General features: G+C 31.0%; 14 protein-coding genes, 1 tRNA gene and 1 CRISPR repeat array. Of the genes, 9 read left to right on the forward strand and 6 right to left on the reverse strand.

Features of this window, described 5'->3' with window-relative positions:
• The first annotated feature begins 180 nt into the window (after positions 1 to 180).
• The 4 genes from IUY40_RS07045 (at position 181) to cas2 (ending at position 7,198) form a co-directional block, all read left to right on the forward strand.
• On the forward strand, positions 181 to 879 hold the full coding sequence (locus IUY40_RS07045) for a DUF1826 domain-containing protein (RefSeq protein ID WP_195736157.1): 699 nt from the start codon (positions 181 to 183) through the stop codon (positions 877 to 879).
• Positions 880 to 1,285: 406 nt separating this feature from the next.
• Positions 1,286 to 5,965, forward strand: coding sequence for a type II CRISPR RNA-guided endonuclease Cas9 (cas9, locus tag IUY40_RS07050; RefSeq protein WP_195736158.1), 4,680 nt, complete (start codon positions 1,286 to 1,288; stop codon positions 5,963 to 5,965).
• Positions 5,962 to 6,858 carry a type II CRISPR-associated endonuclease Cas1 gene (gene cas1, locus IUY40_RS07055; protein WP_195736159.1) on the forward strand — a complete coding sequence of 299 codons (897 nt, stop codon included), beginning with the start codon at positions 5,962 to 5,964 and terminating at the stop codon, positions 6,856 to 6,858. The genes cas9 and cas1 overlap by 4 nt, the downstream gene beginning before the upstream one ends.
• Positions 6,851 to 7,198 carry a CRISPR-associated endonuclease Cas2 gene (cas2, locus tag IUY40_RS07060; protein ID WP_195736160.1) on the forward strand — a complete coding sequence of 116 codons (348 nt, stop codon included), beginning with the start codon at positions 6,851 to 6,853 and terminating at the stop codon, positions 7,196 to 7,198. Before cas1 ends, cas2 begins: the two co-directional genes overlap by 8 nt.
• A 115-nt stretch (positions 7,199 to 7,313) precedes the next feature.
• A CRISPR array of direct repeats spans positions 7,314 to 8,118; the repeat unit is 46 nt; unit sequence GTTGGGAATTATAAGTAAAAATACAATTTTGAAAGCAATTCACAAC.
• Positions 8,119 to 8,295: 177 nt separating this feature from the next.
• Here the strand turns inward: cas2 and IUY40_RS07065 are convergent.
• Positions 8,296 to 8,700, reverse strand: a complete 405-nt coding sequence (locus IUY40_RS07065) for a helix-turn-helix transcriptional regulator (protein WP_195736161.1) — start codon at positions 8,698 to 8,700, stop codon at positions 8,296 to 8,298.
• 179 nt (positions 8,701 to 8,879) lie between these two features.
• On the opposite strand from IUY40_RS07065, the gene IUY40_RS07070 reads away from it, so the two are divergent.
• Positions 8,880 to 9,440, forward strand: coding sequence for a hypothetical protein (locus IUY40_RS07070; protein ID WP_195736162.1), 561 nt, complete (start codon positions 8,880 to 8,882; stop codon positions 9,438 to 9,440).
• 284 nt (positions 9,441 to 9,724) lie between these two features.
• Here the strand turns inward: IUY40_RS07070 and IUY40_RS07075 are convergent.
• A tRNA-Arg gene (locus tag IUY40_RS07075) sits at positions 9,725 to 9,798 on the reverse strand.
• A gap of 116 nt (positions 9,799 to 9,914) precedes the next feature.
• Here IUY40_RS07075 and IUY40_RS07080 point away from each other — a divergent pair.
• The gene (locus tag IUY40_RS07080; protein ID WP_195736163.1) at positions 9,915 to 10,427 is read left to right on the forward strand and encodes an adenine phosphoribosyltransferase; all 513 of its coding nucleotides are present in this window, start codon (positions 9,915 to 9,917) and stop codon (positions 10,425 to 10,427) included.
• 183 nt (positions 10,428 to 10,610) lie between these two features.
• Here IUY40_RS07080 and IUY40_RS07085 read toward each other — a convergent pair whose 3' ends face one another.
• The 3 genes from IUY40_RS07085 to IUY40_RS07095 form a co-directional block, all read right to left on the reverse strand.
• On the reverse strand, positions 10,611 to 10,994 hold the full coding sequence (locus tag IUY40_RS07085) for a GreA/GreB family elongation factor (RefSeq protein WP_195736164.1): 384 nt from the start codon (positions 10,992 to 10,994) through the stop codon (positions 10,611 to 10,613).
• Positions 10,995 to 11,461: 467 nt separating this feature from the next.
• Positions 11,462 to 12,205, reverse strand: a complete 744-nt coding sequence (locus IUY40_RS07090; RefSeq protein ID WP_195736165.1) for a DUF2490 domain-containing protein — start codon at positions 12,203 to 12,205, stop codon at positions 11,462 to 11,464.
• A gap of 179 nt (positions 12,206 to 12,384) precedes the next feature.
• Positions 12,385 to 13,752, reverse strand: a complete 1,368-nt coding sequence (locus IUY40_RS07095) for a HAMP domain-containing sensor histidine kinase (protein WP_195736166.1) — start codon at positions 13,750 to 13,752, stop codon at positions 12,385 to 12,387.
• 207 nt (positions 13,753 to 13,959) lie between these two features.
• Here IUY40_RS07095 and IUY40_RS07100 point away from each other — a divergent pair, with 207 nt between their 5' ends.
• Entirely contained in the window at positions 13,960 to 14,523 is a 564-nt protein-coding gene (locus IUY40_RS07100) for a hypothetical protein (protein ID WP_195736167.1), read from the forward strand.
• Positions 14,524 to 14,642: 119 nt separating this feature from the next.
• Here the strand turns inward: IUY40_RS07100 and IUY40_RS07105 are convergent, their stop codons facing one another.
• Complete coding sequence (locus IUY40_RS07105) at positions 14,643 to 15,848, reverse strand: MFS transporter (protein WP_195736168.1); 1,206 nt, start codon at positions 15,846 to 15,848, stop codon at positions 14,643 to 14,645.
• Positions 15,849 to 15,925: 77 nt separating this feature from the next.
• Here IUY40_RS07105 and IUY40_RS07110 point away from each other — a divergent pair, with 77 nt between their 5' ends.
• Both IUY40_RS07110 and IUY40_RS07115 read left to right on the forward strand, forming a co-directional pair.
• A complete protein-coding gene (locus IUY40_RS07110; protein WP_195736169.1) occupies positions 15,926 to 16,717 on the forward strand; it encodes an AraC family transcriptional regulator in 792 nt (263 codons plus the stop codon).
• A gap of 327 nt (positions 16,718 to 17,044) precedes the next feature.
• Entirely contained in the window at positions 17,045 to 18,481 is a 1,437-nt protein-coding gene (locus tag IUY40_RS07115; protein WP_195736170.1) for an NAD(P)/FAD-dependent oxidoreductase, read from the forward strand.
• The last annotated feature ends 39 nt before the right edge of the window (positions 18,482 to 18,520 follow it).

Consider the following 18,520-nt stretch of genomic DNA (forward strand, 5'->3'; position numbering starts at 1 on the left):
TAAAAACTATGCCCTTATGGGTACAATTACTTCATCTTTTTTATTATAAAGCGACATCCTTAACTTTTTGTCACAAAAAAAACAGTACCTCCTAAAGTTTATAGAGATAAATATGCCATAACTAACTACTATTATATAATTTTGTAAAGCACGAAGCAACTAGCTTTGTAATAGTACACTATGAGCAATTCATTTTCTGACAGCAAGCAAATTAAGATGATATCTATTTTCTCTGAGCTTGTGCAGACCGATTTCAAGGGAGAAATGAATGCCTTATGTTGGTACAGAAATTTGGAAGGCGATTTTAATGAGATTGTAACCAAACTACCTATAAAAGAAAACATAACCGAAGTTTATCCCGAAGATCTAATTGCACTCCAATTATCAGAAAAGGGGAATATAGCAAGAGAAACAATCTTAAATGATTTGCAATTATTAGCTGATTATGGAGCTTCGCCTTCTCTTAACTTGCTGAAGTGTTATGAACGTGATGCTGAATTTGATTTCATATCGACAGATGTATATTCGTTTCATGTAGATCGTTCGCCCATTGCAACAGATACTTTTTTATGCACTTATCACGGAGCCGCAAGCGATATTATTTCTAATTCGCAAGCAGAACAAAAAATTCTAATTCCAGAAATCCGAGCCAAGCTAAAAGAACTCCATAACGGACCAGAAGAAGAATTCGAAAACTTTCTAGAAGAAAATTATTTTGATTTGCATTATCAGCTACATCCCGATGCAAAACCTATTAATTTAGGATTAGGACATCTTTGGCGCCTAGCTGTAGATCATCCTAAACAACAAGTACTGCCTTGTATTCATAGAGCACCAATAGAAAATGAAGGCGAATATCGGTTGTTGCTGATTTGTTAAGGAAATTACTGCTCTGCGAAGTCACTCCACTTCATACCCGTTACAACATTCTATAATGTGATACTATACTTTTACAGACTTCTCTTTGTTTATTCTCTATGCGAGTGTGCAAAGCGCTTTACATAAAAACTCTTTGGGGAGCGGGGCTTGCTTACTACAAAATTATGGTTTGATGTAAAATAAAAAGAATCCTAAGCGCTATTAACTCTCTAAATAGACACTTAAATAATTGAAAAAAGCGACCCTTTTGAGGCCGCTTTGAATGTTTTCACAACGGAATAATCCTTATTGTGAATTGCTTCAAAATTGTATTGCAATGATACAACAAAATCTCTAATCTTAATTATGGTTATCCGTAAATCAATTAATTATCTTTTACTTACTTTTAGAAATTAATTTTTTAGAGATGAAAAAAATATTAGGATTAGACTTAGGAACGAATAGTATTGGGTGGGCGCTGATAAATAATGACTTCGACAACAAACTTGGAAATATTGAGGGATTAGGAAGTAGAATAATTCCCATGAGCCAAGATGTTCTTGGTAAGTTTGATAGTGGTGTATCTATTTCTCAAACTGCCGAAAGAACAAAATATCGAGGAGCTAGAAGATTAGTGCAACGTTTTTTATTAAGAAGAGAAAGACTTCATAGAGTTTTAAATATTCTTGATTTCTTGCCTAAACATTATTCCGAAGCGATTGATTTTGACAAAAAGTTTGGGCAATTCAAACCTGAAAGAGAAGAGAAATTATCTTTTTATAAAAATGAAAGTGGAAAAAACCAATTTTTATTTTTGGATAGTCACCAAGAAATGCTTGCCGAATTTAAATTAACAAATCCTGAATTAAAACAAGTTCCTTATGATTGGACAATTTATTATTTGAGAAAAAAAGCATTAACCGAAAAAATTTCCAAAGAAGAATTGGCTTGGATTATTTTAAATTTCAATCAAAAAAGAGGTTATTATCAATTGCGCGGAGAGGAACAAGAAGAAAACAAAAATAAATTAGAAGAGTTTCATACACTTTCTGTTGTTGATGTAATTCAAAGAGAAAAAGGAAAATCAGGAATCTGGTATAATGTTATTTTAGAAAACGGTTGGATTTATAAACGTGAAAGCAAAATTACATTATTTGACTGGATTGGAAAACAGAAGGATTTTATTATAACTTCTGAATTGAATGATGATGGAACTATTAAACTCAATAAAGACAATGAAGAAAAGAGAAGTGTTAGATCTCCAAAAGAAAACGATTGGGGATTAGTAAAAATTAGAACAGAACAAACTATAAATCAAAGTAAAAAATCAGTTGGTTCTTTTATCTATGATGAGCTTTTAAAAAATCCTAGTCAAAAAATAAAAGGGGAATTAGTCAGAACCATTGAAAGAAAGTTTTATAAAAAGGAACTATCAAAAATTCTAAAAGTCCAAATTGAATTTCATAATGATATTTTTGGCGAAAGAAATCTTTATAAAAAATGTATTGATGAATTGTACAGACATAATGATTCTCATAAAAATAACATCAAAGACAAAGGATTTGACTATTTATTTTTAGATGATATTATCTTTTATCAACGTCCCCTTAAAAGTAAGACTTCATTGATTAGTGATTGTAGTTTGGAATTTATTCCAATAAAAGATAAAAAAGGTGTTTTAGTAAAAGATGCTAACGGAAAACAAGTTTTAAAACCTTTAAAATGCATTGCAAAATCAAATCCTATTTTTCAGGAGTTCAGATTGTTACAATTTGTAAAAAATCTAAAAATTTACAAGAAAGAAATTATAAATGAAATCGACGTTACGGATGATTATTTAAAAACGGAGGAAAATTGGGTAGAACTATTTAATTGGTTAAACGATAAAGCTGAAATTAGTCAAAAACAATTTTTGGCGTACCCAAAATTCAAATTAAAAGAAGACAAATTTAGATGGAATTTTGTAGAAGACAAAATCTATCCTTGTAACGAAACAAGAAATCAATTTTTGAATGCAATCGCAAAAATTGACGTAGATAAATCCTTTTTTAACAATAAAAACACCCAAGATTTATGGCATATTTTATATTCTGTTACTGATAAAATTGAAATCACAAAAGCAATTACAACTTTTGCCAAACGACATAATTTGCCTAATGAATTTATAACAAACTTTTCGAAATTAAAACCATATAAAAAAGATTATGGCTCTTATTCTGAAAAAGCGATGAAAAAATTATTGACTTTAATGAGAAGAGATGAAACTTGGAATAAAGATGTAATTTCTGACAAAGTTACAGCCAAAATAAGTGCTATTAAAGAAAGATTGGAATCTATAAATTATGACGCATCAATTCTTGAAAAAGTATCTGACAGCGATATTCCGAAACAAGTCTTAAAAAGTTTTATAAATTGTACTGAATTCAATAAAGGTTTAAATACCTATCAAGCATCCTATTTAATATATGATAAACATAGTGAAGCTAGTGATGTTTCAAAATGGAAAACCCCTGCAGATATTGAACACTTTTTAAAATATGATTTTAAACAACATTCCCTGCGCAATCCAATTGTAGAGCAAGTTATTACAGAAACGTTGCGAGTAGTAAAAGATATTTGGCAACATTTTGGAGAGGGAAAAGAAAATTTCTTTAATGAAATCCATATTGAATTGGGGCGTGAAATGAAAAACAATTCTGCAGATAGAAAAAGAATTACAGAAAATATAAATCAAAACGAAAACACAAACTTACGAATCAAAGCCATTTTAACCGAATTGAAAAATGATGGCATAAATGATGTTCGTCCTTATTCACCAAGTCAGCAAGAGATTTTAAAAATTTACGAAGAAGGAGTTTATAGTAGTGAAATCAGAAAAGAAAAATTAGAGGACATTGATAAAATTAGAAAAATTGCAAAACCAACTACTTCTGAAATTATCAAATACAAACTGTGGTTAGAACAAGGTTATATTTCTCCATATACTGGAAAGTTAATTCCATTAAGTGAACTTTTTACAACCAAATATCAAATTGAACATATTATTCCACAATCAAGATTATTTGATGATTCGTTTTCAAATAAAGTTATCTGCGAATCTGAAGTTAATGATTTGAAAGGAAATAAGACTGCATTAGAATTCATTCTAAAAAATGAAGACAGAATTGTAACCTTAACTGGAGGAAAAACAGTTAAAATTTTCACTAAAGAAGCCTATAGCCAACATATCACTAGTTATTACAGCAAAAATAAAAACAAGCAAAAAAGATTATTAAGTGAGGAAATTCCTGAAAAGTTTATCGAAAGACAATTAAATGACACTAAATACATCAGTAAAATTGTAAAGAATCTTTTGAGTAAAATTGTTAGAGATGATGATGAACAGGAAGTAACCTCAAAACATATCGTTTCTTTGAATGGATCAATCACTTCAAAAATGAAACAAGATTGGGGTTTGAATGATGTTTGGAATAACATTATTACACCTCGTTTTGAGCGTTTGAATGCGATTACTAATTCTAGTGATTTTGGTAAATTAGAACTCAAAAAAGATGAATTTGGAAACAGTGGAAAACAAGTTTTTCAAACCACCGTACCAGATGCAATTACAAAAGGGTTTTCTAAAAAAAGAATTGACCATCGCCATCACGCTTTAGATGCTTTGGTAATTGCCTGTGTAACAAAAGATCATGTCAATTATTTAAACTCTATCAATTCAGAAAGAACAAATTATTCATTAGTTTCTAAGCTACGTAGAATTGAAGAAATTCAAATTAATGGAAAAACACAAAATATCGCAAAAGATTTTCACAAACCTTGGGATAATTTTACAAAAAAAGCAGAAGACCAATTAAATCAAACCATAATCAGTTTCAAGCAAAACACCAGAGTTATCAATAAAACGGTAAACAAATACCAAGTTTGGAAAGAAGAAGATAGTACGATGAAAAAAGTCATTATTAAACAAACTAAAGGAAACAATTGGGCAATTAGAAAACCAATGCACGCAGAAACTGTAAGTGGTAAAGTCTTTTTAAAGCGAATCAAACAAAGTCATATTACTATTATAAATGCAACTGATCAAGTAGAACTTATTGTTGATACAGAAGTTAAAAAACAACTGAAAGAAAAAATCAAGCGACACCCAAACAATAGTGAAGGATTAAAAAAACACCTCAAAGATTTTCCTGTAATGGTTGATGGAAAAGTTATTGACAAAGTTCAAATTTATGAAAATATAGAAGCCACAGCAACAAGAAAAACACTTGATATTACCTTTGATGAAAAAAGAATTGAGAAAATTACTGATACAGGTATTCAAAAGATTCTATTAAATCATCTTCAACAAGAAATCTATCAAAATGCTACTGATGAAAATGGAAAAAAAATACCCGCTAATGAAGTTGCTTTTTCTGAAAATGGTTTGGATGAACTCAATAAAAATATTACAGCATTAAATAATGGTAAAAAACATCAACCAATTAAAAAGGTTAGGGTTTTTGAAGAAAGCGGAAGATTTTCTCTTGGAGACACAGGGAATAAAAAAGACAAATTTGTAGAAACTGCATCAGGAACTAATTTATTCTTTGCTATTTATAAAGGTAATGATGGGAAAAGAAATTACAAAACTATTCCACTGAATGAAATAATTGAAAGTCAAAAATTAGGTGCTTTTGAAAAACTAAAACTAAATGAATGTTCTGTTCCAAAAAATTATATAGATGAAAAAACTAAAGAATTATCTCCACTACTTTTTTATTTAAATCCTAATGATTTAGTATTTGTCCCTACTATTGAAGAAATTGAAAATCCTAGTCAAGTAAACATTAAAAACTTTACAAAAGAGCAAACTGAAAGAATATATAAATTTACTGATAGTAGTGATACAACATGTAATTTCATTCCAGCTAGCACTTCAAGTTTAATATTTAATATCAATAAAAAAGACCAACAAAAAATAGGATTAAATTATCCAATACAAAATGAATATGGATTGGGAAGTCCTCAATCTAAAAATCAAAATACTATTAACGCTGTTCAAATTAAATCCGTTTGTTGGAAGATAGAAATTAATCGATTAGGTAAAATAATAAAAATTATCAAATGATAAAACGCACCCTTTTCTTCGGCAATCCCGCTTATTTGAGCACTAAAAATGAGCAAATTGTAATCTCTTATCCTGACAAAGAACAAGAGACCAAAACCGTCGCCATTGAAGACATAGGTGTTATCGTTTTAGAAAATCAACAAATTACAATAACCAATGGTTTATTAGAAAAACTCACTCATAACAATGTTGCTTTAATCAATTGTGACCAACAACATTTACCAATTGGTTTGTTAATGCCTTTAAGCGGACATACAGAACAAAGTGAGCGTTTCAAAAACCAGATTAATGCTTCTGTTCCGCTCAAAAAGAATTTGTGGCAGCAAACCATCAGTTCTAAAATAACCAATCAGGCAGGACTATTAAAAGAAAAGGGAATCCCAATGCGTAAAATGGAATTATGGGCAAAGGAAGTAACCTCTGGTGATTCTTTAAACCATGAATCTAGAGCTGCTGTGTACTATTGGCAAAGTCTTATAAAAATAGAGAATTTCACAAGAGGACAAAAAGGAATTCCTCCAAATAATTTACTCAATTACGGTTATGCGATTTTGAGAGCTATTACAGCAAGAGCATTAGTAAGTTCGGGAATGCTTCCAACATTAGGTATTTTTCATCGTAATAAATATAATGCTTATTGCCTTGCTGATGACATCATGGAGCCTTATCGGCCGTATGTTGATTTAATTGTATGTCATATTATGGAAACGGAAGATTCTTATGATGAATTAACAACGGAAATAAAAAAGCAATTATTAAGTATTGCTACAATAGATGTAAATATAAACGGAAAAAATAGTCCATTGATGGTTGCCATGAGTCGAACAACAAACTCGTTACAGGAATGCTTTGCGGGAAGTCTCAGAAGAATTTTATACCCAATTTATGTATGAGGAGCATTATACACGTTTAAATCAATATAGGAGTTTGTGGATATTAGTATTTTTTGATCTGCCCACCGAAACGCGCAAAGAGCGTAAAATTGCTAGTAATTTTCGTAAGAGATTATTAGACGATGGTTTTTCTATGTTCCAATTTTCGATATATATGCGCTTTTGTGCTAGTCGGGAAAATGCCGAGGTACACTCTAAAAGAATAAAAAATAGCTTACCTGAGCATGGAAAAATTGGCGTGATGCAAATCACAGATAAACAATTTGGAATGATGGAACTTTTTTATGGAAAAAAACCAGTAGAACCCGAAAAACCATCTCAACAGTTAGAACTTTTCTAAAATTAGGATTAAAAAAACATCTAATTAACTGTATCTCAGGTCTTAGAATAATCTATTTTTCATTTTCAAAACAAACATATAACTACCAACATATCAAACGATTAACTCGTGGTATGTTGGGAATTATAAGTAAAAATACAATTTTGAAAGCAATTCACAACACGGGTTAAACACGCTCAAAAGGCCTCCTGTTGGGAATTATAAGTAAAAATACAATTTTGAAAGCAATTCACAACACGAACCAGCTGACAATACTAAAGAATCGTGTTGGGAATTATAAGTAAAAATACAATTTTGAAAGCAATTCACAACTGTTGTGCCGTAGCAGCGCTTATTTTTCTTGTTGGGAATTATAAGTAAAAATACAATTTTGAAAGCAATTCACAACGATAACGACGTTATAATTAAATCTATTTGAGTTGGGAATTATAAGTAAAAATACAATTTTGAAAGCAATTCACAACGAACAATGGTAGTCAAATAATACTTAAAGAGTTGGGAATTATAAGTAAAAATACAATTTTGAAAGCAATTCACAACTTGTTCCGTCTTTTCTATATTGATTATCTTGTTGGGAATTATAAGTAAAAATACAATTTTGAAAGCAATTCACAACTTGATAGTCGTTTTGTTTCAGCTATCACCTGTTGGGAATTATAAGTAAAAATACAATTTTGAAAGCAATTCACAACAGTGCGTCTGGGCAAATAAAATCATTAAATGTTGGGAATTATAAGTAAAAATACAATTTTGAAAGCAATTCACAACAGGTTGTAATTCGTTCTTTAAATCTTCATAGTTGGGAATTATAAGTAAAAATACAATTTTGAAAGCAATTCACAACACATAATTTGATCGTATTTCAAGTTGCTCTGTTGGGAATTATAAGTAAAAATACAATTTTGAAAGCAATTCACAACCTGTGTGAAAAATTGAAATCACATATACAGTTGGTTAGTAAAACCACTCACCGAAGAGTTCTCTTAAAAAGCTGTGTGGGCAAATGTCTCCTGACTTCGTACACGTAAATAATGCCCCAAAACTAAAAAGAGACTTCAAAAGTCTCTTTTTTACAATTAATATATCTTTATAAATAATTATTTATTGAATAATTTTTCAAGTTTTGCCATCATTTCATCTTTCTCTTTCAACATACGCTCAAACAAAACAATTTTCTCTTCATGAAGTTTTTTAATTTCCTCAATTGGATTGTTGTTAAAAGTTTCAATTCTATTATTGAACATTGCATTATCTGAGAAACTACACGAAATTAAATTTACTGCTTGTTCTTCATCAAAATTCTGAAAAGCTTCTACAGGAATTCTTAATACAGCTGAAATTTGTTTCAGCAGGTTGTCTTCTATTACATCTTTTTGCTCCAGCATAGAAATTTTCTTCTGGTTCCAATCTTCTCCCAGATCATAAGCTAAAGCTTCCTGCTTTATGTTAAGCATTTCTCTAAAACGTTTTACGTTTCTTCCCTGATGTATTTTCTGTTCCATAATGAATGTCAATTTTCTAAAAGTTCAAAGATAAAGCCATTTGGCTTAAAAATCCTGAATTTCAAAGATAAAAAAATATCTCATAATACATGCTTTTTGTCAGATATTATATCCGTTTTAGAATAGTTTATCCTTTTGAAAAAATAGAATTTAGCTTATGAACATAAAATATCCTTAGTATGAAAAAGAATAAAATATCCTTCGAAACTAGCTTTTGGCCAGGATACGTAGCGGGAAATCCTTTTAAAGCAGTTAAAGCCTTTTTTGACTATGCTGATCTGGAATATTACAAACTGAATTTAACCGAAGTGGCAATTTACAGCTATAAGAAAGAAATCTACGAAGCAAACAATCCCTCTAATGCTTTTGTGTTTTATACTGCTATAAATACTTTTCTTAAAGTGTGTTACTGCCTGCAAAAGAAAAGCAAAAAATGGAAAGTTACAGCGTCTTTGAGCTGCGAAACAGTATCTCACCTTTCTTCCCTGACAGAAGAAGAATACCACAATCCTTTTATTGTATTTCAAAAAGCATTTGATAAAAAAACTCTTGAGGAATTTGAATCATTTCTATGTCTAATTCTAGAGCTTTCATTGTCTCCTTATATCGTAGATACATCCTCTGACTTAACGACGCCTTATATTCATTTAATCAAGATGCTCGATGCAGTCGGACTAATGAGAGAAAGGGGCATTGAGAAAATCAAGAAAACAGATCCGATTGATCCTGTAACGGAATAAAACATCCCTTATCCAAACTTTAAAATAGAATGTGATAAAAACTATAGCAAAACTTAGATTTACAGCACTTCAAGACGATTTTTTCTCCACTCCCTCCCTTTTCGTGTTGATCCTAAAAAGACATGAATAAACATAGTTCATTCTATAAAACTAAATGTTTATTTATCATTATTATAATTTGTTTCCGTTCAAAGAGTTGGACCTATGGTGGGAATATAAAATTATTTATAAATAAAAAAACCCCAGTAAATACTGGAGTTTTTAGTGCAATTAAGCTTTTTTCGTGACCTCGACTGGATTCAAACCAGTAACCTCTTGAGCCGTAATCAAGTGCGCTATTCAGTTGCGCCACGAGGCCTTTTTTGTTTTTCAATTCAGCTATTTTTTGTAGCTTTGTTGCGTGCTCATTGCGGGTGCAAATATAAGAACAAATGTGAGATATACAAGCAAAAAACAACAGAAAAATTAAAAAAAATGCAGTTAAAAAATTATATACGTGATATTCAAGACTTTCCAAAAGAAGGAATTTTATTTAAAGACATCACTCCTCTCATAAATGACCCAATTGCTAGAGAAGAATCGCTTAAAATTTTATTAGAATCTTTAGAAGGTCAAAAAATAGACAAGGTAATTGGAGCAGAAAGTCGCGGTTTTTTCTTCGGAATGCTACTCGCGCAAAAATTAAATGCTGGTTTTGTACCAGTAAGGAAGCCAAAAAAACTTCCTTTTAAAACTATTTCGGCAGAATTCGATTTAGAATATGGTACCGATTCATTAGAAATGCATATTGATGCTATTAAAAAAGGAGATAAAGTATTAATTCACGATGATGTTTTAGCCACAGGCGGAACTGCCAAGGCTATGTGTGATTTAGTAACTGAATTAGGAGGCGAAATTGTACAATGTAACTTTTTGATGGAGCTCTCTTTTTTAAACGGGAGAGAGAAAATCAAAGGCAATCCCATTTTTGCTGCAATAACGTATTAAATCATAACGGATATTTTACAACTTACAAAATCTTATAAAATAGGTACTCCCCTTTCGCAATGCTTTATGCGCTTTTAAAATATGTAGAATCCTATTTTACCGTTGGTGAAATAAAATATCTTGTAAAAAAAAACATCCCTTAAAGAAAGTTTTCTTTTGGGATGTTTTTTTTAAAAAAGTGTGTTAAGCCATTTCTGCTTCTTCTACTTTTAATATTTCTAGTTTTAAATCACCTTTTTTAGAAGGCCATTCTATAAGTTTACCTACTTTATATCCTACCATTGCAATACCTTCGTCAGAAAGAATAGAAATTTTACTTTTGCTTGTTTTTACTTTTTGAGGACCTACAAATACAACTGTTTTTTCTTCGTTGTTTACGTGGTCTTTATAAGTTACTTTTCTATTTACAGAAACAATATCTTCTGGTAAATCTTTTCTTAAAACCTGTGATGCACCTTTAAGTTCAGCTAGTAATAATTTTTCTTCTTCTATTGTTACTTTCTTTCTTCTTAAATGATCCTTAATTAAATCGTATAATCCTGTTGTTAAAATAATATTTTGTGACATAACTTTCTTGCTTTGCTTCATTTCTCATTAGGTATGATATATAAAACTCATCATTAAACACGTTATAGCTCCTATAGTTTTGTGTTCAATGATACCATAATCCTTAAATAAAATTGAAGATTAAAATAAATGAGCTGCCTGAAATAAAAAGATTCCCTGTCTAGAGTTTTGACAGGGCTTAATTAATAAACTCTTTTGAACTTTTTAAGAAAGTATCGTCATGCAAGTATAATAACGTACCCATAAGGCACATCAAGTGATTATCTGCTAAATAAAAATTTGAAGTAGTCATTATTATAATATGCTATTAATTCTTCGCAAGATATAACTTATTATTGAAATAAAAAAATTTAAAAATAAAAATTAAATAAAACGAAATAATTATGTAAGCATTTTTAAATATCTAATCTAAAAAAATAATATTTTTTATGTGATAACGATATCAAAATCTTATGCAAGAGGCTTATTTACAACCTTATATAAGCTGCCAATTGCACAATATTATTCATAGTGTTATTATTCTTACCCACAATATATTGATTCATATACCCCGCTTCAATATCAAATTTTGTGCTTACTCTCCATCCTAATGCCAGATAGGCCCTGTTTTGATCAAAAAATTTACCATTAGGACTGTTTTCTATATTCATAAATACTTCGTTTTGCAGTGCCACAAAAGCTCCATTGGTAAAACTTGATGTTTCTGACAGTGGAAAAATAGAACGAGTAAAATAACGCAATCGCTGTGCAAAATCATAACTATCAGTTACAAGTTCGTTTTGATCAATCATTGGTTGCCCCATAAAACGCTGTTCTAGTCTTAAACGATGTTGCAAACTAAGAGGACGATTATATAATGTAAACTTTTGATTAAAAATAAATTGTTCCCATATTCTATGCTCAGGAACCCAACCATTAATATCCATAACAGTTCTATTATTTCCAATATATGCATAACCAATTGTGGCAATCATATTATTTTTTATATGATAATTCAATCCTGTGCGTATAATAAAAGACTGAACGTCTTTTAATTTATCTGTACTTCTTGCCTGTCCATCAAAATGTACACTGAATTTATTATCTAGCTCATAAGTAAAAAATGCAGCGCTCCATCCGCTAAAAGTATGCTGTGTTTGTGCATTAACAGTTGTATTAACAAAAAAAACAACGATACTGAACAAACTAAGGAAAGGCAATTTTGAAATCATGCTTTATTACATTTTATAATTGAATTACAAACTTACATCTTTTACATTTTAATTACACTTTACCAACTAATAATTGATTTTTTAAAATCAAATTATACTAAAATATACATTAATACTATCAAATTACTTTTGTGGTATATTTATATAATATTAAAACACATAAAACTTCAACTTGCTTTTCATGATTTCAATGGCAAAGTAAACTTGAATGTACTGCCTTTTCCTGGTTCGCTTTCTGTCCAAATTTTGCCTTGATGCATTTTTATAAACTCACTACAAAGTAATAACCCAAGTCCGCTACCGCTTTCGTTTTCGGTTCCTCTTTGAGATACTTTCCCGTTAATTTTAAATAATTTTTCTTTTATATTATCTGGAATTCCAATTCCATTATCTGTTATGGAGATTTCTATTTTTTGATGCTTTTTTTTGATCCTCACAATAATCTCACCATGTTTATCTGTAAATTTAATAGCGTTAGTTAATAAGTTACGTACAATAGTATCAATCATATTTTTATCGGCCTCTACCTCTATAAGTTCAGATGATTCAAACAAAAGACTAATGTTTTTATTTAAAGCTGCGCTTTTATTGAGTTCAACATTTTCGTTAATCAAAGTGTTTATTATGATTCTTTTTGGGCTAAATTCAATCATTCCTGTTTGTACTTTCGACCAGTCCAAAAGGTTTTCTAGTAATTTATAACTATTCTTGTTGGACTCATGGAGCATTTCAATAATTTCTTTAATCTCTTCACGACTATATTCTTCAATATTTTGAGTCAATATTTCAGAAAGGCTAGCCGAAGATCCTAATGGACCTCTCAGATCATGAGCTATAATAGAAAAAAATTGGTTTTTGTCATCCAAAAGCTTTTTTATTTTATGATCCTGTCTTTCTTTTACCAGTAACAAAAAACCAACTGTCCCAATGAGTGTAAGCAAAAACAAACTTATACTATACAACGTATCAAAAACACTATAGAAGAAAAAGTCCTTTTGCGGATTCAAGTAATTATAAATCAATCGCATAATAATTAAGACTTCGAATGCAGCATAACAAAGTACATAAAAAGTTCGAAAAAAATTATGTCCCTTTTCTGTAAAATAACTTATTGTAGGAGGTAAATAAATAGCAAATACTCCAAGAGATACTATTAAAATACGTGTATTGATTGTGCATCCTAACAACACTAGCGTATTAAAGAGTAGTACTGCAATAATGGTTATTGCTATTTGTAACCTATACCGTCTTTTTGATTTGGCCTTAAGCATTGCTAACATTGCTATCGTTTCATAAAAACAGGATGCAATAATGATTGTGTTAGCAATATTAATAGAGATAAAATCTGAAACTATACCCCTTAACAGAATTAATGTCCACCCGATGGTGAGTAATAACTTTCCATAGCCAAATTTTTTTAATATTTTCCTATTGTCAGTAGTAGCGTATGAAAACGAATAACTAAAAATAAGCATACAGATAAACAAATTTGCCCAAAAATAAAGAAGGAAAACAGTTTTTGGATCTAATGAAAAATGTTCGAACATTATAGACTTTAGGAAATTAAAAAAACTAAGGTCCAAATATACAAATTAAGGCAATAACCAAATGTAGTATTATACTGAGCTTCTGCCTATATTTGACTATTAATGCTCTATAAATGCAATAAATAACATAATTAAATGTTTATTAAACAGATAGTATTGGATTTAATTTTAAGATTAATTCATATTATATATTAATATTTAAAAGATATGAAAAGGATATTGTTTTTAATTATCATGATTAGCGTTTCTATACAAGGATACACACAGGAAGAGCTCAATAATAAATTTAAACCGATTCCTCCTAAAGAAATTGCGACAAAAATTGATCCACCTGCTATTGTAGAAAAGCCAGATTCTTTGCAAGTAAACCCTGATGAGCTTTTTAAAGATACTAGTTTATACAAAAAAGAAGCCAATGTTGAAGGTATATTTTATAGACGAAATCAATATTTAGGAAGTTTTAAAACAAAATCACTTACTTCTACAATTCGTTATAGAGATGCTGCTTTTGTAGATGGCGATAAGATAAAAGTATATTTAAATGATCAAATAATTGTATCCGAAGTTAGTTTGAATGGAGAATTTCAAGAATTCAAAATAACATTAGTTGATGGAATTAACAAAATTGATTTTGAAGCTTTAAATGAAGGTTTTGCTTCGCCCAATACTGCCGAATTTCAGGTTTATGACGATAAAGGAGTCGTTATTAAAGCAAGCCAATGGAATGTGGGTACAGGTTATAAAGCTACCATTATAGTAGTAAAAGAGTAAAATAAGATTATAAGCCAAAAGCCATTTTACTATGAAATGGCTTTTAATTTATATTGCAATTATTAATTCAAATCTGAAATAGTTTTGCTTTATGGATGTCTGAATAATAGTTCAAGCAATTATTTTATCAGTCGATCTCTTGCCGCCTTTAAGCCTACCACCAAGATTATAATAACTACAACTAAAAGAAAATATAAAGAGAGATTCCATGTATTCCCATATTCATATAATTTCCCAAATATTGGAGGTCCAAATGCAGCTAATAAATACCCTACCGATTGTGCCATACCTGATATTTTTGTAGCAGTATGACTATCTGTTGTACGAAGTACAAAAAACATCATCGATAAACTAAATGATAATCCTGAAGACATTCCGAAGAGTATAACAGCGGCATAGACATATTGTAGCTTAAAAAATATTATTAGTAACACACTGATAAACATTCCTGCAGCAACAATTAAAACTAAACTTTTTTGATTAGAAAGCTTAGATGCAATAATTGGTCCAAGAAAAGTTAAAGGTAACATTGCCATCTGCATAAAAGACAAAACCCAACCGCTTTCTTCATTTGGCATGCCAAAATCTTGTAGTAACATCGGAAGCCAAGTTACAAGTGAATAATACATTAATGATTGAAGCCCCATGAAAATACTAATTTGCCATGCCAATGGGGATTTAAAAATATTTAAATTACTTTTTTCTGTTTTTTGAGCCTTAGCCGTTCCTCTGCTTTTCAATACGATTGGTAACCATATCAAAAAAGAAAATACGGCAACCCAGATCCATATCCCCAAAGAACCTTTCCAGCCAAGACCACTTAACTTACCAATAGCTATACTAAAACCAGATGCAAGAGCAGCAGTAAGATTCATAGATACAGAATAAAAGCCTATTACCATTCCGGATTTATTAGGGAATGTTTTCTTTATATATCCTGGCACCAAAACATTCCCAATACAAATTGCTACGCCAAGTATGGCAGACCCAAGAAATAGTGTAAAAACTGTCCCCATCACTCTAATGTATAACCCAACTATTAAAAGTACAATCGAAAACAATAAAAACTTCTCTATACTGAGTTTTCTGGATAGCTGCCCAACAAAAATAGATAAAAAGGCAAACGCCATTAATGGTATGGTAGTAAGTAATCCAGCCTCACTATTAGAAAGATGAAGAGATTTACTTATTTCAGTTAATACAGGTCCAAGAGTAGATAATGGCGCACGTAGGGTAGCCGCAACAAATAGGATCCCCATGAAAGGAAGGAAGATTTCAAAACAGAATTTTGTCTTACTTTTCAAGCTTTTTTTATGTTTATTCATGATATTTTTTACTTCTGCAAATTTAAAAGGACTATTATAATTAAATTTGCCATATGTTTAATCTAAAACGACACTAAATGGATTTTGCCATACATTCTGAAAAACCAAACGAATTAGTAGACCGCATTGCAAAAAAAGCCTACGTTTGGTTTGAAGACAACTGGAAACACGATACCAAAGAGCATTTCCATAAAAGAGCGCAACTTGTTTATGTGGAGAAAGGCTTTCAATACCTTCATGTCAATGGACGTATCTACCTCCTACCACAAAATCATGCAGCATGGATACCTTCTAATCTATCTCACAGAACAACTACAGTTTCGGATAATATAAATTTGAGAACCATTTTTTACTCTGTTGGATCCGAAAATATTTTTTATGATAAATTAAGAATCTTTTCTGTTCCTCCAGTACTTCGGGAGATTATTTCCTATTCATCTAAGTGGAGTAAAATCGAACAATACTCTATTGAGGAAGAAGCATTTCTAAATGCCATTTTTGTAGGATTACCTAGTTTCTTTAAAGATGCGATGACACTAAATATCGTTATCCCAAATGACGAACGGTTATTACAGATAAGCAACTTTATTATTGATAATATTGGAAATGATTTGCAGGTCAATACAATAGCCGAAAACTACAATATGTCATTACGATCCTTAGAAAGGATATTCAAGAAAGAAACAACAATTACAATTTCTAAGTACATACAACTAGTACGAATCATAAAAGGTATTGAGTTTTTAAGCACTGGAAAATATACGGTATCGCAGGTAGCTTATCTTGTAGGTTACAAAAGCCTTCAGGCTTTTAGTGCTAGTTTTTTTCAGATACTAAATAAAAGACCTAATGAATTTTTAGGGGTTTAAAATGTTTGGAATATTAGTATAAAAAAAATTATCCTTATTCGATCTATAACAACTATAACATTCAGCAATTTTCTGTACTTAAAAGATAAAAAACGATTCAAAATAAAACACTAAATAAGCATCTTTTTTTGTACTAGCAATCTTTTATCTTAAATTTGCACAGTTACTAAAAGTAGTAAAGGAATAAAAAATATAAATTCTCACGCTAAATTATATTAGAAGGGATCAAGCTCATATTACTACTTTACTATTAAAATCAGCACCAATTGTATCGACTAATTTTTTTCTTTTAGAGGAGATTTAAGATCAAATTAAACAAAGAAAAAAGTGGAAAAGGAAAAAACATGCTGGACTATTTGCCAAGAATGTCAAGGGCGCGGTAAAAAAAGTCGAGGACTTAACAAGAAAGTAAGACTCGACTACCAAATAGCATTAGATCAATTTGAAAAAACGAAAGGCGAAGGAGTGCCTCCCAATCTTCCAAAAGGGTATCTCTACTCATGCTTAAATTGTTCCGGATCTGGATTAGTTCATTCTGCAAGCCATCCTGTAGCCGATAAAGAAAATCTCCCACACGTTGCAATTATTGGCGGCGGCATAGGAGGAATTGCTCTAGCAGTAGCTTGTTTGCACCGCAGAATTCCTTTTACCCTTTATGAACGTGATAACAACTTCAATGTTCGTTCACAAGGCTACGGACTTACTTTGCAACAAGCCAGTAAGGCAATTCAAGGACTGGGGCTTTTCTCGTTAGAAGAAGGAGTTATTTCGACAAAACATATAGTTCATACCACAGATGGAAAAGTGATAGGAGAATGGGGCGTTCGAAAATGGATACAATCGGATGTAAAAACATCTCCAAAACGTTCAAATATACATATCGCACGACAATCTTTGCGCTTAGAGCTACTTGAGCAACTCGGCAAACACGATGTGATACAATGGGGACACCAATTAATAGATTTTAAGGAATCTGAAAACAAAAGTGTAAATCTGAGATTCCAAGTAAACGGTGAAATAAAAAACTTCAAAGCAGATATTGTGGTTGGAGCTGATGGTATTCGTAGTTCTGTCCGCAGATTACTTATTGGTGAAAACACTACTCCTTTACGTTATCTAGATTGTATTGTGATATTAGGTATTTGTCCTTTAAGTGCTCTCGAAGATCTTAATAGTTCTTTACTAGACTCAGCCACAGTATTTCAAACTGCCAATGGCAATGAGCGAATCTACATTATGCCTTATACGTCAGATTCAGTAATGTGGCAAGTTAGTTTTCCAATGCCAGAAGAAGAGGCAAAAGCGTTAAGTGCTCAAGGTCCTCAAGCACTTAAGGAAGAAGCCTGTCGTAGAACTCAATGGCACACCCCTATTCCTCAGATTTTGGCAGCTACCCAAGAAGCTCAAATTTCTGGTTATCCTGTTTATGATCGGAAATTACTCCGACGTGAACTGTTGGAGAAAGCAGGACAAGTAACTCTAATTGGGGATGCAGCACATCCCATGAGCCCGTTCAAAGGACAAGGTGCAAATCAGGCATTGCTGGATGCACTCTCGCTCGCTCGAACAATCACAAAAGAATGCAGACCTTTATCTCAATGGAAAGAAGCTGGAATTCGAAAAAGTGTATTAAATGATTTTGAAGCCGAAATGTTAGAACGCAGTGCTGTAAAAGTAAAAGATTCAGCAGAAGCCGCACAATTCCTACATTCTGAGATTGTACTTCATGAGGGCGATCAACCTAGAGGAAGATGTTTAAAGTAAAAAGAGCAATAGTAAGATACTTTAAACATTGCCATTACG

Source organism: Flavobacterium sp. ALJ2, from assembly GCF_015594725.1.
Taxonomy (GTDB): domain Bacteria; phylum Bacteroidota; class Bacteroidia; order Flavobacteriales; family Flavobacteriaceae; genus Flavobacterium.

Excerpts from the sequence above, each read along its gene's own strand:
- IUY40_RS07100 (WP_195736167.1), top strand. The coding sequence starts at position 13,960 with ATGAAAAGGATATTGTTTTTAATTATCATGATTAGCGTTTCTATACAA.
- cas9 (WP_195736158.1), top strand. The coding sequence starts at position 1,286 with ATGAAAAAAATATTAGGATTAGACTTAGGAACGAATAGTATTGGGTGG.
- IUY40_RS07110 (WP_195736169.1), top strand. The coding sequence starts at position 15,926 with ATGGATTTTGCCATACATTCTGAAAAACCAAACGAATTAGTAGACCGC.
- IUY40_RS07045 (WP_195736157.1), top strand. The coding sequence starts at position 181 with ATGAGCAATTCATTTTCTGACAGCAAGCAAATTAAGATGATATCTATT.
- IUY40_RS07085 (WP_195736164.1), bottom strand. The coding sequence starts at position 10,994 with ATGTCACAAAATATTATTTTAACAACAGGATTATACGATTTAATTAAG.
- IUY40_RS07090 (WP_195736165.1), bottom strand. The coding sequence starts at position 12,205 with ATGATTTCAAAATTGCCTTTCCTTAGTTTGTTCAGTATCGTTGTTTTT.
- IUY40_RS07105 (WP_195736168.1), bottom strand. The coding sequence starts at position 15,848 with ATGAATAAACATAAAAAAAGCTTGAAAAGTAAGACAAAATTCTGTTTT.
- IUY40_RS07095 (WP_195736166.1), bottom strand. The coding sequence starts at position 13,752 with ATGTTCGAACATTTTTCATTAGATCCAAAAACTGTTTTCCTTCTTTAT.
- cas1 (WP_195736159.1), top strand. The coding sequence starts at position 5,962 with ATGATAAAACGCACCCTTTTCTTCGGCAATCCCGCTTATTTGAGCACT.
- IUY40_RS07070 (WP_195736162.1), top strand. The coding sequence starts at position 8,880 with ATGAAAAAGAATAAAATATCCTTCGAAACTAGCTTTTGGCCAGGATAC.
- IUY40_RS07065 (WP_195736161.1), bottom strand. The coding sequence starts at position 8,700 with ATGGAACAGAAAATACATCAGGGAAGAAACGTAAAACGTTTTAGAGAA.
- cas2 (WP_195736160.1), top strand. The coding sequence starts at position 6,851 with ATGTATGAGGAGCATTATACACGTTTAAATCAATATAGGAGTTTGTGG.
- IUY40_RS07080 (WP_195736163.1), top strand. The coding sequence starts at position 9,915 with ATGCAGTTAAAAAATTATATACGTGATATTCAAGACTTTCCAAAAGAA.